The organism is Pantoea sp. NSTU24 (assembly GCF_050157905.1).
Classification (GTDB): domain Bacteria; phylum Pseudomonadota; class Gammaproteobacteria; order Enterobacterales; family Enterobacteriaceae; genus Pantoea.
In genome coordinates this window covers 3,578,803-3,594,455 of record NZ_JBKIWZ010000001.1, presented here as the reverse complement: position 1 = coordinate 3,594,455, position 15,653 = coordinate 3,578,803, and the positions used below count along the sequence as shown (strand labels likewise).

At 58.1% G+C, this 15,653-nt stretch carries 13 protein-coding genes; 7 read left to right on the top strand and 6 right to left on the bottom strand.

Features of this window, described 5'->3' with window-relative positions:
• Positions 1-79: 79 nt before the first annotated feature.
• Complete coding sequence (locus ACLHDD_RS17030; RefSeq protein WP_427105002.1) at positions 80-448, bottom strand: helix-turn-helix domain-containing protein; 369 nt, start codon at positions 446-448, stop codon at positions 80-82.
• Between the two features lie 269 nt (positions 449-717).
• Here ACLHDD_RS17030 and ACLHDD_RS17025 point away from each other — a divergent pair, with 269 nt between their 5' ends.
• From ACLHDD_RS17025 to ACLHDD_RS17015, 3 genes are all read left to right on the top strand, one after another.
• Positions 718-1,377 (top strand): response regulator, encoded by a 660-nt coding sequence (locus tag ACLHDD_RS17025; protein WP_427105001.1) that lies wholly within the window; start codon positions 718-720, stop codon positions 1,375-1,377.
• Positions 1,374-2,729 (top strand): sensor histidine kinase, encoded by a 1,356-nt coding sequence (locus ACLHDD_RS17020; RefSeq protein WP_427105000.1) that lies wholly within the window; start codon positions 1,374-1,376, stop codon positions 2,727-2,729. The genes ACLHDD_RS17025 and ACLHDD_RS17020 overlap by 4 nt, the downstream gene beginning before the upstream one ends.
• A gap of 275 nt (positions 2,730-3,004) precedes the next feature.
• Positions 3,005-3,871 (top strand): nucleoside-specific channel-forming protein Tsx, encoded by an 867-nt coding sequence (locus ACLHDD_RS17015; RefSeq protein ID WP_427104999.1) that lies wholly within the window; start codon positions 3,005-3,007, stop codon positions 3,869-3,871.
• Between the two features lie 118 nt (positions 3,872-3,989).
• Here ACLHDD_RS17015 and yjdN read toward each other — a convergent pair whose 3' ends face one another.
• Both yjdN and ACLHDD_RS17005 read right to left on the bottom strand, forming a co-directional pair.
• Positions 3,990-4,427: a VOC family metalloprotein YjdN gene (gene yjdN / locus ACLHDD_RS17010; RefSeq protein WP_427104998.1), complete on the bottom strand. Its 438-nt coding sequence runs from the start codon at positions 4,425-4,427 to the stop codon at positions 3,990-3,992.
• Between the two features lie 72 nt (positions 4,428-4,499).
• Complete coding sequence (locus ACLHDD_RS17005; protein WP_427104997.1) at positions 4,500-5,396, bottom strand: LysR family transcriptional regulator; 897 nt, start codon at positions 5,394-5,396, stop codon at positions 4,500-4,502.
• 114 nt (positions 5,397-5,510) lie between these two features.
• On the opposite strand from ACLHDD_RS17005, the gene ACLHDD_RS17000 reads away from it, so the two are divergent.
• From ACLHDD_RS17000 to ACLHDD_RS16985, 4 genes are all read left to right on the top strand, one after another.
• Positions 5,511-6,824, top strand: coding sequence for an amidohydrolase (locus ACLHDD_RS17000; protein ID WP_427104996.1), 1,314 nt, complete (start codon positions 5,511-5,513; stop codon positions 6,822-6,824).
• Complete coding sequence (locus ACLHDD_RS16995; protein ID WP_427104995.1) at positions 6,821-8,263, top strand: M20 family metallopeptidase; 1,443 nt, start codon at positions 6,821-6,823, stop codon at positions 8,261-8,263. The genes ACLHDD_RS17000 and ACLHDD_RS16995 overlap by 4 nt, the downstream gene beginning before the upstream one ends.
• A gap of 159 nt (positions 8,264-8,422) precedes the next feature.
• The gene (abgT, locus tag ACLHDD_RS16990) at positions 8,423-9,940 is read left to right on the top strand and encodes a p-aminobenzoyl-glutamate transporter (protein WP_427104994.1); all 1,518 of its coding nucleotides are present in this window, start codon (positions 8,423-8,425) and stop codon (positions 9,938-9,940) included.
• Between the two features lie 182 nt (positions 9,941-10,122).
• A complete protein-coding gene (locus ACLHDD_RS16985) occupies positions 10,123-11,532 on the top strand; it encodes an MFS transporter (protein ID WP_427104993.1) in 1,410 nt (469 codons plus the stop codon).
• 45 nt (positions 11,533-11,577) lie between these two features.
• Here the strand turns inward: ACLHDD_RS16985 and ACLHDD_RS16980 are convergent, their stop codons facing one another.
• The 3 genes from ACLHDD_RS16980 to ACLHDD_RS16970 are packed head-to-tail and all read right to left on the bottom strand — an operon-like array spanning position 11,578 to position 15,420.
• Positions 11,578-12,888 carry a c-type cytochrome gene (locus tag ACLHDD_RS16980; protein WP_427104992.1) on the bottom strand — a complete coding sequence of 437 codons (1,311 nt, stop codon included), beginning with the start codon at positions 12,886-12,888 and terminating at the stop codon, positions 11,578-11,580.
• 10 nt (positions 12,889-12,898) lie between these two features.
• Positions 12,899-14,683, bottom strand: coding sequence for a GMC family oxidoreductase (locus tag ACLHDD_RS16975; protein WP_427104991.1), 1,785 nt, complete (start codon positions 14,681-14,683; stop codon positions 12,899-12,901).
• A 2-nt stretch (positions 14,684-14,685) separates the two neighbouring features.
• On the bottom strand, positions 14,686-15,420 hold the full coding sequence (locus ACLHDD_RS16970) for a gluconate 2-dehydrogenase subunit 3 family protein (RefSeq protein ID WP_427104990.1): 735 nt from the start codon (positions 15,418-15,420) through the stop codon (positions 14,686-14,688).
• Positions 15,421-15,653 lie beyond the last annotated feature (233 nt).

The window sequence follows — 15,653 nt, the reverse complement described above, 5'->3', positions numbered from 1 at the left end:
AAATGGCAGGACGAAGAGGCGGAGGTACGTGGGTCGGCCTTCCCGTCTGCAAGGGGTGACGGGAAGGTCTGAATGAACTTCAACTGGCCATCGCCGGGGGGAACAACAGCCGGTCTGGTTCAACGCGGCGCTGACGGCGCAACTGACCTGGTGTCATCATAAAGTAATTTTTAAAGGTGCGGGTGTAGGCCTGTTGCGTATCAAAGCCGTAGTTCATCGCCACCTGCAGTATCGCTTCATTGCTGCTCAGCAGCGTGAGCGCAGACTCCGTCAGACGGCGCTGACGAATATATTCTGCCAGTGAAAAGCCGGTATGCTGCCGAAACAGGCGTTGCAGATGCCAGCGCGAATAGCCTGAGCGGCGCGCCACCTCATCAAGATGCAGATCGTGTCCTAAGTTATTCTCAATCCAGTCCAGCAGACTTCGGATAAACTCGCGCTGATTCATGGTTCCTCCCGTTGATACTGATATGCAGTGGAATCACTTTACCCCCTTAAATTTATCCCTTAATTAGCGGAAAATTAGCGCAGAATTAGCAACGAGGACATTCGCAGCGGCCAGGCAGGACGGGAAACAGTCGGCAGGATGATAAGACACACAGGGACAGATAATCAGAAAGCGACCCACGCCACCGCAGCGCGAAGCAGGACGGCAGATAATTCTGACCTAACAATTGATGAGTACACTCTTTCTCATCTTTGCAGAGGAGATCAGCCATGCGCGTGTTACTGGTTGAAGATGATGAAATGATCGGCGCGAACCTTCAGCAGGCGCTGGAGGGCGCGGGCTGGTCGGTGGACTGGGTTCGCGATGGCGTCTATGCCCGGAATGCCTGGAGTGAAGGCGGCTACAGCTGTGTCCTGCTGGATCTTGGCTTGCCCCGCGATGATGGTTTGCAGGTACTGCGCCGGGCGCGCGAGCGCGGCGATGCCACGCCGGTGCTGATTCTGACCGCACGCGACACGGTGGCGCAGCGCATACAGGGGCTCGACAGCGGCGCAGATGACTATCTGCTTAAGCCCTTTGATTTACAGGAAGTCATGGCCCGGATGCGCGCCATCACCCGACGCAGCCACGGTGCAGCAGACTCGGTGCTGGGCAGCGGCGATGTCCAGCTGGATATGATGACCCGCGAAGTGCTCTATAAAGGTCAGCGCGAACAGCTCACCGCGCGGGAATATGCCCTGCTCTACGCGCTGCTGGAACGGCCTGGCGCGATTCTGTCGCGAGAGCAGCTGGAAAACCGTATCTACGGCTGGGGCGATGAGGTCAGCAGCAACGCCGTGGATGTGCTGATCCACGGCATGCGGCGCAAGCTCGACAACGATGTAATTCGTAACGTGCGTGGGCTGGGCTGGCGGGTGCCGGCAATATGAAACCCTTCACGTTTATGCGCTCATTACGCAATAAATTACTCTCTACGCTGCTGATTATTCATCTGCTGATGATTGGCGGCGTGACATGGTATTTCTTCAGCTGCTACGGCGACATGGTCGGCACCATGAAGGACGATCAGCTGGCGAAAATCGCCGATGCCTGGTCCACCAATAAACAGATGCCCGCCCTGATGCCAATGCTTATCGCGCCGGATAAGGCGAAAAGCGCCTTCGTGGTGCAGCTATGGGACGAAAAGGACCAGCTGCGGGCCAGCTCATGGCCGGAACTGGCGGCGCCGCTGCAAAACCAGCGCGGCTATCGTGATGTCTATGTGGGACACTGCGGCGACTGCGAATGGCGTATTTATACCCGGCCGGGCATGCCTGGCAGTGAAATTAAGACCATTCAGGTCATGCACAATCTCAGCTATATGAAAGCCTCAATGGTCAAGCGGGCGCTGTCGGCGATCGTCCCGATGATCCTGATGATGCCGCTTTCGCTGCTGGTGATCTGGCTGGTGGTCCGGAAGATCACGCGGGATCTGCAGGTCGCGTCGCGGCAGATTGCGGCGCAGGAAACCCATCATCCGCATATCGTCTCACCGGAAGGGTTACCGGATGAGATCCTGCCGCTGGTGGCGGCTTATAACTCGCTGCTGAGCAAGCTGCGTGAGGCCTGGTCATCCCAGCGTCAGTTCCTGGAGGATGCCGCCCATGAGCTGCGTACACCCGTGACCGCCGTAACGCTACAGCTGGAAAACCTGCGCCAGCATATTCAGCCCGGTGAGGCGAGCCGGCAGTTCAGCCAGCTGGAAGCGGGCGTCACGCGCACCCGTCATCTGGTTACACAGTTGCTCAACGTCTCGCGCCAGGATGACCAGAGTGTGGTCGCCAGCGTTGAGCATATTGAACTGGAAGATCTGCTGAAGGAGAGCATCGAGCAGCTGATGGTGGTGGCAGATAAACGCGGCATCGATATCGGCTTTAACGGCACCACGCAGTACCGCCTGCAGGCCAGCCGCTCTGAACTGCGTAGCCTGTTCGACAACCTGATTGGCAACGCCATGCTGCACACGCCGGAAGGCAGCCTGGTAGATGTTCTGCTGCATCGGGTTGCGGGCAGGACAGTGGTCGATATTGTTGATAACGGCACGGGCATGCCGGACGCTTTCATTGACCGCGCATTCGATCGTTTTACCCGTTCGCCCGACGCCAAAGCGCAGGGCAGCGGCCTCGGATTATCGATCGTGCGCAACGTCGCACAGAAATATCAGATGCAGGTCGCCCTTTCCAACTGCCTGACGCCACAGGGTTCCGTTTGTGGTTTGCAGGTTCGCGTCACTCTTCCCTGATCCCGCCCGTTTGATCACGAACCAGACAACGTAAACGGTTGCCTGGTTCCGTTCGATCCTGGTCATTATTGTGAAGCAAATCACAATTTCGCTGAATTGTAATGCAACACTTTTTGACAAACGTGAGCAAAATCTATTTTCTATCGGACTGTTACAGGCACGCTACGCGGGCTGAAAACGGCTGTTTTTGCTGAACCTCTTATTCCCCTCCAGGGGACCGATATCTCTCTGACTGCCTCTGCTGGGTGGCGGTCAAAAGCATGTGGCTGATGATAATGAAATATAAAACGTTGATAGCAGGTGCCGCGCTGGCATGTTCACTGACCGGTGCTGCGCAGGCCGCAGAAAGCGATCCGCAGTATGTTTCAGACTGGTGGCATCAGAGCGTTAACGTGGTAGGCAGTTACCACACCCGCTTCGGACCGCAGTTCAATAACGACGTTTATCTGGAATATGAAGCGTTTGCGAAGAAAGAGTGGTTCGATTTTTACGGCTACCTCGACGTGCCTAACTTCTTTGGCGTGGGCAACAGCAACGCTAACGGCGTGTTCGATCACGGTTCACCGATGTTCATGGAAATTGAGCCGCGCTTTTCCATCGATAAGCTGACCGGCACCAGCCTGGCCTTTGGTCCGTTCAAAGAGTGGTACTTCGCGAACAACTACATCTACGACATGGGCCGTAACAGCGGCAATCGCCAGAATACCTGGTATATGGGTCTGGGCACCGATATCGATACGCATAGCGATGTCGGGCTGTCGCTGAACGTTTATGCGAAATACCAGTGGGAAAACTACGGTGCGGCGAACGAAAACAGCTGGGATGGCTATCGCTTCAAGGTGAAATACTTCGTGCCCATCACCACGCTCTGGGGCGGTAATCTGGGCTATGTCGGCTTCACCAACTTCGACTGGGGTTCCGATCTCCGCGATAAAGCCGGCCCATCACGCACCAGCAACTCCATCGCCTCCAGCCACATTCTGTCACTGGGTTACGATCACTGGCATATCTCTGCGGTGGCACGTTATTTCCACAACGGCGGCCAGTGGGCAGATGGTGAGGACGTGAACTTCGGCACAGGACCATTTGAGTTGAAATCAACCGGCTGGGGTTACTACCTGGTGGCGGGTTATAACTTCTGATAACAACAGGCGGCGCAGCGTGCCGCCTGTTGTGCTGCCGCGCTGGCAGGAAATCAACCTTCCTGGCCAGCGCATCTGTTTACAGACCTTGCAGTTAAGCACGACCCGTTCACGGCAATCACTCCTGCGACTTCTCAACGTTGATACGCCATGGAATGTTGAATTTATCGATAAACATCGCAAAGCCATTTGACCAGAAGGTCTCCTGCCACGGCGTCGTCACCTTGCCGCCTGCTGACAGTTTTTCAAACCAGGCTTTACCCTCTTCGACATCATTGGTGGAAAGGCTGACCGCATAACCGGCATGCTCAGACGCTGGCGGCTTCGCGGTATCGCCATCGCTCAGCATCAGTTCGCCATCACCAATGCGCAGCTGCGCATGCATGATCTTTTCTGGCGGCTGCGGCGCGGCAGACTGGTCACCAACCTGCTCACCCTGATCCGGCATATCGCCGAACGTCATTTTGCCGAGCAGCTCGCCCCCGGTTGCCTGCAGGTAAAAGTCGATAGCCTCTTCACAACGGCCATAGAGAAACAGATAAGGACTGACTTGCATCTTCACCTCTATTTGTCGGTTGGATTTTTACAGTACCTTAAGAGTGTAGACGATCGCTTTTACGCACTGATTTTACTGACAATACCGGCGGAAGAGTTGAGCCATATAACGGCTCATCGGAGTCAGCGTCGTCTCTTTCCGCTGAATCAGATAGAAAGTCGCTTTCGGCAAAGGATCATCGAGCGTCAGCGCCACCAGCGACTTGCCCAGAATCGGATCGTCGATGACGTCGACCGAGAGAATGCTGATGAAATCGCTCTGCGCGACCAGGCTGGTGCAGGCCATAAAGGTTTCGCAGGTCACCACGATTTTGGGTGCCATGCCGCGCTCGCCGAACAGGTCGTGCAGCAGGCGGTAATAACTGCCTTTCGGGGTTGGCATCGTCCAGTCCGCCTGCTGTAACGCCGCCAGTGAACGGGCCTTTTCCAGCGGATGACCTTTGCGGACCACCACTTTGTATTCGCGTTCCATCATCCGCTCATACGTCAGTTCCTGGTCGAGATGGCTCTGATCATAAGTATTAATCGTGAAATCAAGCGCGCCCTGACGCAGTTCATGCACCATCGACACCAGCTGGCCTTCAACGATGCGCACCTTCACCAGCGGATACTCACGATGAAACTGGTTTATCACCTGCGGCATAATGGTGCGGGCCACGCTGCCGCCGACACCGATATTCACCTGTCCGCCACCCAGCCCCAGCCGCTGCTGAATATCCTCTTCGGCGACCCGCAGCTCTGCCAGTACCAGGCTGGCATGACGAAAAAAGTTATCACCGATATCGGTTAACACGACGCCCTGCTGGCGCCGGTTAAACAGCTTTGCCCCCAGCTCTCGCTCCAGTTCCTGAATCGCTTTGGTTAACGCCGGTTGCGACAGCCCGGAAAGACGGCTCGCGGCCCGGATACTGCCCTGTCGCGCCACGTCAACGAAGGCGCGCAGCTGATGAAGTTTGAGATTGGCAGACATAGTTTCTCGATAACCATTGTTTATCAGTCACAAGATATTCGCATCTTATGCCCGCCCGCACCATTGTGTAGATTCGACGCAGTGCATAAAAAACCAACAGCGAGGAAAAAGCCCATGAAACCCCTTTCAGAGCACGTCAGCGCCCTGCTGCCGAGGCTGCAACAGTGGCGACGCGACTTCCATCACTATGCCGAATCAGGCTGGCTGGAGTTCCGCACGGCCAGCTTAGTGGCGGAAGAGCTGCATAAGCTCGGTTATCAGCTGAAGCTGGGGCGTGATGTCATCGACGCCGATGCGCGAATGGGCTTGCCCGACGACGCGGTGCTGAAACAGCAGGAAGCACGCGCGTTGCAGCAGGGCGCGCTGCCCCAGTGGATCAGTCACTTTTCCGGCGGATTCTGCGGCATTGTGGCGACGCTGGACACCGGTCGTCCCGGCCCGGTGATGGGTTTCCGCGTCGATATGGACGCACTGGATCTCAATGAAAGCCAGGCCGGTGATCACCTGCCGCAGCGCGAAGGGTTCGCCTCCTGCAACGCCGGCATGATGCACGCCTGCGCGCATGACGGCCACACCACCATCGGACTGGGGCTCGCCACGGTGCTGATGGCGATGAAAGATCAGCTTAGCGGCACGATTAAACTGATCTTCCAGCCTGCTGAAGAGGGGGTGCGCGGGGCAAAAGCGATGGTAGCAGCGGGCGTGGTCGATGACGTTGAGCGCTTTACGGCGATTCACATCGGCACCGGCGTGCCGGCAGGCGAACTGGTGTGCGGCAGCGACAGCTTCCTCGCCACCACCAAGCTGGATGTCCACTTTACCGGCGTCGGTGCGCATGCTGGCGGCCGCCCTGAAGAGGGTCGCAATGCCCTGCTGGCCGCGGCTCAGGCGACGCTGGCGCTGCACGGTTTAACCCAGCACAGCGGCGGCGTGGCACGGGTTAACGTGGGCGTGCTGCAGGCGGGAACCGGTCGTAACGTGGTGGCCGACTGCGCCCTGCTGAAAGTTGAAACCCGCGGTGTCACTAATCAGGTCAACGACGATGTTTATCAGCAGGCGCTGCGGGTGATTGCCGGTGCAGCGGCAATGTATGGCGTTGAACAACAGGTTTCGCTGGTGGGGGCGGCACGCAGCTGTACCCCGACCCAGCCGTGGGTCGATTTCATCCACCAGCAGGCGGAGGCACTCGGTCTCTTCGACTCGGTGGTCGACCGTAAAGCGCAGGCGGCGGGCTCAGAAGATGCGACTTATATGATGGAGCGTGTCATAGCGCACGGCGGCCAGGCCTCTTATGTTATTTTCGGCTGTGCGCTGGCGGCGGGTCACCATAATGCGAAATTCGACTTTGACGAGCGGGTGATGCCAGATGCCATCACGCTGCTGGCCACCCTCGTCCTGAATCAGACCCTGTTCGGGGAGGCGCGATGATGGAAGCCTTTGTTGCCGACTATATCGATCGCCATCAGCTCCGCTTCAGCACGCTCAGCGACGCGATCTGGGACACGCCTGAAACCCGCTTTGCCGAAACCCGCTCTTCCGCGCTGCTGGCCGATGCACTGGAAAAAGAGGGGTTTGCTGTGGAACGGGGCGTGGGCGGTATCGACACCGCCTTTATTGCCAGTGCGGGCAGCGGCAAGCCGGTGATTGCCATTCTGGGCGAATTCGATGCGCTGGCCGGGCTTAGCCAGCAGTCGGGCTGCGCCCGGCCACAGCCGCTGGAGGCGAACGGAAACGGACATGGCTGCGGTCACAACCTGCTCGGCACGGCGGGTGTCGCGGCGGCCTGCGCCGTCAAAGCGTGGATGGCGCAGCATCACTCCGGCGGCACGGTACGCTTTTATGGCTGCCCCGGCGAAGAAGGGGGATCGGGTAAAACCTTTATGGTGCGTGAAGGGCTGTTTGATGACGTGGATGCCGCCGTCACCTGGCATCCCGAAGGGTTCAGCGGCATGTTAAATCTGCGCACCCTGGCCAATATTCAGGCGGCGTTCAGCTTCAAAGGCGTTGCCGCCCATGCCGCCAACTCCCCCCATCTGGGCCGCAGCGCACTGGATGCCGTCACGCTGATGAACACCGGTGCCAACTTTCTGCGCGAGCACATCGTTCAGGAGGCGCGTGTGCACTATGCCATCACCAACAGCGGCGGCGTGTCACCGAATGTCGTGCAGGCCGATGCGGAAGTGCTCTATCTGATCCGCGCCCCGGAACTGCCGCAGGCCCAGGCGATTTACGAACGGGTGATCAATATCGCCAGAGGTGCCGCACTGATGACGGACACCACCCTGACGGTGCGCTTCGACAAAGCCTGTTCAGACTACGTGCCTAATCGTGCGCTTGAAGCCGTCATGGAGCGCTATTTGCATGCGTTTGGTTTGCCCGACTACAGCGACGAAGAGCGCGCGTTTGCGGCCGAACTGCGTGCCACTCTGACCGATGACGATCTGCGCAATGCGCGGCTCAACGCTGCCCGTACTGGCGGTGAAGCCGGTTACGCCTGGGCTGAACAACTGGGCGATAAGCTGTTTATGGACGAGGTGGCGCCTTATAGGGTCACGCGTGAGCTGCTTTATGGCTCCACCGATGTCGGCGATGTCAGCTGGGTGACACCTACCGCACAGTGCTTTGCACCCTGCTTTACATTCGGCACGCCGCTGCACACCTGGCAACTGGTGGCGCAGGGGCGCACCACTATCGGGCACAAAGGGATGTTTCTGGCAGGCAAAGTGATGGCGGCCACGGTGCTGACCCTGCTGACCGATCCGCAGGCGCTGGCTGCGTGCCGGGCCGAATTTGAGCGTATACGCGCCGCGCAGCCTTATCAGTGTCCAATCCCGGCAGGCATTACTCCAACAAAACTGGCCGGATGAGCCGATAGCCGTGTCTCTGACGCGGCACACAATAAAAATATTGCAAACACTTCCCTGACTCAGCGAAGCCGTTTCTGAACTCACCGCCTGTCGCGAACCCGGACCGGCGCCAGAGCGGGCCTTTGCGGACAAAGGGAACACAAGACGAGAATCAATACCATGGAAGCAACCTCCAGGAACCGCAGTCCAGGCCGCCTCTTCAACTGTATAGAGCGTATAGGTAACAAAGTTCCCAACCCGTTTTTACTGTTTGTCTATCTGATCGGGGTGCTGATGGTCGCCACTGCCATCATCAGCGCGCTGGGCCTGGCGGTAAAGAATCCCGCTAATGGCGAAATCGTGCGGGTAAACAATCTGCTGAGCGTGGCAGGTATCCAGTGGATTCTGCCCAACATCATTAAGAACTTCAGCAGCTTTACCCCGCTGGGATCGATTCTGGCATTGGTGATTGGCGCGGGACTGGCAGAAAAAGTCGGTCTGCTGCAGTCGCTGATGGTGAAAATGGCGTCACGCGTCAGTCGTCGTTATGCCAGCTATATGGTGCTGTTTATCGCCTTTTTCAGCCATATCTCTTCGGATGCCGCACTGGTCGTCATGCCCCCGCTGGGCGCGCTGATTTTCCTGGCGGTGGGGCGGCATCCGGTGGCTGGCCTGCTGGCTGCGATTGCCGGTGTCGCCTCAGGCTTCACCGCTAACCTGCTGATTGTCACCACCGATGTGCTGCTCTCTGGCATCAGCACCGAAGCGGCTAAAGCGGTCAGCGATACCGTACACGTCAGCGTCATCGATAACTGGTTTTTTATGGCCACGTCGGTGATTGTACTGACGATTGTTGGTGCGCTGCTGACCGACAAATTTGTCGAGCCGCGCCTGCCAGCGTGGCAGGGCAACGGTGAGAAGCTGGCAGCCCTGACGCCGCTGGAGAACCGCGGTCTGCGCGCTGCCGGCATCGCCGCCCTGCTGTTTATCGCCGTGATGGCGCTGCTGGTCGTGCCGGAACATGCACCGCTTCGCAATCCCGCCACCGGAGCCATCATTCCCTCACCTTTTATTCAGGGTATCGTGCCGATCATCATCCTGTTCTTCTTTGTCGTCGCGATTGCTTACGGCGTCGTCACCCGGCAGATCTGTCGGCCGGATGATATCCCGCAGCTGCTGGTTGATCCCATGAAAGGCATGGCGGGGTTTATTGTGATGGTGTTTCCGCTGTCGCAGTTCGTGGCGTTCTTTAACTGGAGCAACATGGGCAAATTCATGGCGATCGGGCTGACCGACATACTGGAAAGTGCAGGCGTCAGTGGCGCGCCCGCCTTTCTCGGACTGATGTTCCTGTCCGCGTTTCTCTGCATGTTTATCGCCAGCGGCTCCGCGATCTGGTCGATTCTGGCCCCGGTCTTCGTGCCCATGTTTATGCTGCTCGGCTTTCATCCCGCCTTTGCCCAGATGATTTTCCGTATCGCTGACTCGGCCGTCCTGCCCCTGGCCCCGATGTCGCCTTTCCTGCCGCTGTTCCTGGCCTTTTTACAGCGTTACCAGAAGGATGCGCAGCTCGGCACCTACTACGTGCTGATCTTCCCCTATCCGCTGGTGTTCTTTATCAGCTGGATAGCCCTGCTACTGGTGTGGTATCTGCTGGGTCTGCCGATCGGACCGGGCGTCTGGCCACATCTGCCGTAATGCACAGTGCCATGGATGGCAGAACCTGCAACGTACATTGCTAAATCGTCAGCAACGTCCCGCTCGGCAACCGTAGCCGAATTGATTATTCTGCTATTTCTTCGCTTGCTAACGGTTAACTCTTTTAATCAACCTCTGACCCGCTGCAAGTCATATCCACACTGCCTGAGGTTCACGCTGATATGACCACGCTTTCAACCAGGATATCGCCTGAGCATGTTTCACCGGCGCCCCGTAACCGCTTAGCGGCGCGCATCGATGCGCTGCCCTCCTCCGCCGGGTTATGGCGTTTTATAACCCTGCTGTCACTGGGCGGCTTTTTTGAGCTTTATGACCTCTTCGAAACCGGCTATATCAGTACCGGATTACTGTCGGCGGGCGTGTTTCACACCGGCAATGCAGGCGTGCTCGGCTTCTCCGATCAGGCGGCTTTCGCGTCGGCGACCTTTCTCGGTCTGTTTTTCGGGGCCAGTCTGCTTGCCCCCTGGGCTGACCGCTTTGGTCGCCGCCTGACCTTTATGTGCGCCCTGCTGTGGTATGGACTGTTTTCGCTGCTGATGGCCTTTCAGCAGAGTGCAGAGATGATTATCCTGTTTCGCTTCCTGGTCGGTATCGGGCTGGGCGTCGAGCTGGTAACGATTGATACTTACCTGTCCGAATGGGTGCCAAGTCATCTGCGCAGTCGCGCCTTTGCCTTCGCCTTTTTCGTGCAGTTTTTGTCCGTGCCTGCGGTTGCCCTGATGTCGTGGTGGCTAATCCCGCAGACGCTGTTCAGCCTGGAGGGCTGGCGCTGGGTGGTCATTGCGGGCGCGGTCTGCTCACTGGTGATCTGGCTGGTGCGCCGGAACCTGCCGGAATCGGCGCGCTGGCTGGCGCAGCAGGGACGTCATCAGGCGGCACATGAGGTGCTGTGCACAATGGAGCAGCGCTGTGGTATCCCGGCCGGTCCTGCGTTTCTGCCCGACGATGCCGTTGCACACCTCCCGGCACGGGGCCGTTTCCGCGAGATCTGGTCACCGGCCTGGCGCCAGCGCACGCTGATGCTGGTCGTCATGAACTTTTTCCAGGCGATCGGCTTTTTCGGTTTTGGTAACTGGCTGCCTGCGCTGCTGTCGGGCCGCGGCGCCACAGTTACGCACAGCCTGCTGTACGCCGTTTTCATCACGCTAGCCTATCCGCTGGGCTCGCTAATCTGCAGCCGCTACGCCGACAGGCTGGAGAATAAGTGGCAGATCGTTCTGTCCTCGCTGATGACGGTCGTGTTCGGGACGCTGTTCGCCTTTCAGACGCAGCCGGTGCTGCTGATCCTCTGCGGCTTCCTGATCACCTGGTCCAACGCCTGGCTGACCTTCAGCTTCCATGCCTATCAGACAGAGATTTTCCCGACCCACATCCGGGCGCGGGCAGTCGGCTTCTGCTACTCCTTCAGCCGCCTGTCGACGGTTTTCAGCAGTATTCTGATCGGGGTGATATTGCAGTACGCCGGCACGCCGGGCGTGATCACGTTTATCGTGCTGAGCATGGTGATGGTGATGCTGTCGGTGGGGATTTACGGGCCGAAGACGCGGGGACGCGATCTGGAAAGCATCTGAAAAAAAGGCCGTCACCCTGAGGGTGACGGCCTTAAACATGGCCGTTTACTTACCTTCCAGCACCCGGATATCGGCACTGCCCAGCCGGTCTTTCTCATCTTTCCGCAGCGCGGCTACCTGCTTCGCGCTGACGGGCTCAGACGCCGTATTGCCCCAGCTGTTGCGCACGAAGTTCACCACGTCCGCCACCTGCTGGTCGTTAAGACGCCAGCCAAATGCCGGCATGGTGATGGTCGACGGGGCGCCATTGACGCCAGGCAACTGACCGCCCACCAGCACGATATGGATCAGCGAGGTCGGATCGTCCGCCAGCACCACCGGATTGCCACGCAGCGCCGGATAGAAGCGCTTATAGCCGCTGCCGTCGGTTTTGTGACAGGCGGCGCAGCTATCGACATAGGTTGCGGCCCCTGTCTGGCTGTCGTTGCCCTTCCACAGCGCTTTTGCGGTCGCATCATCCACGCTGAACGCCGCCTGATGCGGATCTTTCGCGCCCAGGGATTTCAGGTAGCGCGCAATTGCCGTGATATCCTCGTCGCTCAGGTGCTGCAGGCTGTGCTCCACCACATCGGTCATGCCACCGAATGCGGCGGTCTGATCGTTGCGGCCGTAACGCAGGAACTGACGCAGATCCTCTTCGCTCCAGCGTCCCAGTCCGTCACGGTTGTCGCCGCGCAGATTGCTGGCAGTCCAGCCATCAATGGGTGCGCTGCTGCCTGACAGGTAGTCGCTTCCCTCTTCGTTGGTCAGCGCCTTCTCCTGCATGGTGATGCTGCGGGGCGTGTGGCAGGCGCCGCAGTGGCCCAGCCCTTCAACCAGATAGCGACCACGCGCCAGCACCGGATCTTCCTGCGGCGCTGGCTGGAAGGCTTTCACATCGGGCGCAAAGATTCCGCGCCAGATCGCCAGCGGCCAGCGCATCGACAGCGGCCACGGAATATCGCTTTCCCGATTCGCCTGCTTAACCGGGGCGACGCCCTGCATAAACCAGGCGTAAAGTGCTTTCATATCCTCGTCACTGACCACTGCGTAAGAGGGGAAAGGCATCGCCGGATAGAGCGTGTCGCCATTTTTTGCCACGCCGTGACGCACGGCTTTCTGGAAGTCGTCATAGCTGTAGTCACCGATACCGGTTTCGGGATCGGGCGTAATGTTAGTGGAGTAGATAGTGCCAATCGGCGTAGCCATCGGCAGCCCACCGGCAAAGGGTGCGCCGCCTTTACTGGTGTGGCAGGCCACGCAGTCGCCAGCACGCGCCAGATACTCACCCCGTTTCAGCAGATCGTCCTGACTGCTTTCCGCCAGTGCTGCGAACGACAGCGCGCCCAGAATCAGCGCCAGAATGCCATTTTTCATCGCCATCTCCTTATGCCTGAACCAGCGGGCCGGGGTTTTTCAGGTACTGTTCACGAATTGCTTTGGCTGACCAGTAGGTCAGCGCCGCTACCATGCCGGTCGGGTTATAGCCCAGACCCTGCGGGAAGGCGGACGCGCCCGGTACAAATACATTCGGGACATCCCAGCTCTGCAGATAACGGTTAACCGCGCTGGTTTTCGGATCGTCGCCCATGATCGCCCCGCCACTGATGTGGGTGGTCTGATAGACCGTGGAGTCAAAATGCGCGCCTGGCTTTTTCGCCCCACCGATAATCATCTTCGGATTCATCGCTTCCGCGATTTTGTGCATCTTACCGACCATGAACTGCGCCATTTTGATGTCGTTCTCCTGCCAGTCAAAGGTCATACGCAGCAGAGGCTGTCCATAGGCATCTTTGTAGTTGGGGTCGAGATCGAGATAGTTAGCCCGGTAAGACTGATGCGCACCGTGCGCGTCCATCGACAGATGGTGGGTGTAAGTATCCGCGACCGCCGCTTTCCATTTGCTGCCCCAGTTGGGCGTGCCCGCCGGCACCGGCAGGCCGGAGATCGGTTTGGTACCCGCCTGGTTGACCCAGAATGGTGAACCGCCGACAAAGCCCAGCGGACCGTGGTCAAAGTTATCCGCGTTGAAATCATCCACGCCAACGCCTGCACCACCCGCCCCGATAAACGGGTTAGTGGTGGTGTTTTTGTCGAACAGCGCTTTCAGCGTCGAGAGGTTCTGGTAGGCGAAGTTGCGCCCGACCGTACCTTCATTGGTGATAGGGTTGTAAGGCTTACCGATGCCGGACAGCAGCATCAGATGGACGTTGTGGAACTGGAAAGCGGAGAGGATCACCAGATCGGCGGGCTGAACCTGCTCACGTCCCTGGCCATCCACATAGGTCACGCCGGTCGCGCGTTTTTTATCATCGCTGAGATTCACCCGCAGCACATAAGCGTTATTACGCAGCTCAAACTTCGGCTCCTGACGCAGGGCGGGCAGGATATTGACGTTTGGCGAAGCCTTGGAATACATATAGCAGGCATAGCCGCTGCAGTAGCCACAGAAGTTACACGGCCCCATCTGCGCGCCATAGGTATTCGTATAGGGCCCCGAGGTGTTGGCAGAGGGCAGATCGTAAGGGTGATAGCCGACTGATTCGGCAGCCTGGGCAAAAAGCTGCGCCGAATAGGTGCGCTTCTGCGCAGGCAGCGGGAAGTTATCTGAACGATCGGGCGCAAACGGGTTGCCGCCCTTCTCTTTGCCGACCACTTTGCCTTTGATGCTCCAGGCGCTGCCGGAGGTGCCAAAAACTTTTTCCGCCTTGTCGAAGAATGGCTCCAGCTCATCATAGGTCACGCCGAAGTCCTGAATCGTCATGCCTTCCGGGATGAAGTGCTTGCCGTAGCGCTCTTCATAATGGCTGCGCATCCGCAGCTCAATCGGATCGACGCGGAAATGAACGCCAGACCAGTGCAGGCCCGCACCACCGGTGCCGGTGCCGGGTAAAAAGGCGGCCAGCTGGCGATAAGGCACCGCCGTCTGTGATGCATCGTGACGAATAGTGACGGTGCTTTTGGAGAGATCCTGGAACAGTTTTTTGCGGACGTTGTAGGTCAGCTCATCAATCGACTGCGGATAGGCCCCATCAGGATAAGTATCGCGGTGCGGGCCACGTTCCAGCGCCACAACGTTCAGGCCCGCTTCGGTCAGCTCTTTCGCCATAATGGCGCCCGCCCAGCCAAAACCGACAATGACCGCATCCACTTTTTTCATTTCGTTTGCCATGCTTAGCTTCTCTCTCCACGAATCGACACTGACGGGAACGGATAATGTTCGCCGCGCTCTACCCAGTCCATAAAGTCGGCGCGTGCGCCAGGGAAGTTAATGAGCCGCCAGCCCACCATGCCCTGATTCCCGCCGTGGATGGGATCGCTGAAGAAGCCTTCGCGGGTATTCTGCAGCAGGAAACTAAAGAAGACTTTTGCCGGCAACTGGCTGAATTCAGCGCTGCCGCTCTCCATCGCCTGCAGTAAGGCATCCTGCTGCTCGCCGCTGAGCTGCGCGAATACCTTACCGTGCTGTTGTTTGCTGAAGCGATCGGCGTCGGCCAGACCCAGACGGTAGATCTGCTGCGGCACCAGCGGTAGCTGGTAACCCAGCTCTTTCGGCAGGTCAGGATTAAACGGCCCCTGCATATACCAGTTCGATCCCGTAGCGTATGGCGTGTTCATCTGACGATCGATAAATTCAGGCACTCCCGCTTCCAGCGCACCAGGGCCACGTTCGTCGCTGGGAATAAGCCGTGCGACGGCGGCGGTGATAAAGGCATATTCTTCCGCTGTAAACCAGGCTGGCTGGTAATCACGCGCCTGCTGGGGTGCTGCAGGCGTCTCTGCCGCCTGTGCGGCCAGCGGCAGGGAGAGTGCCCCCATCGCGGTGGATCCTACCGCCATTGCTGGCGCCAGGGTAATTGTCTTCAGCAAAAAATCCCTGCGTGAATGACCCTTTTTTTGTTCTGACATGACATTGCCTCATTCCCGCGCTGACTGGCGGTATGAAAAAAGTGGTGGTTGCGTTGTAATGATTTTAATCTGCAGATACTGGCCCGAAGTCGGGCTGTTACCGGTAACAAAGGCGCCATATTGTAACACTTACATTCACAAAGATTTAGTTCCAGGAAACAAAATCGCACAATTTCATTAACATCTTTCTCCGGCCTGTCATGAGCAGAAACAACAGACTACAGACAGCGACA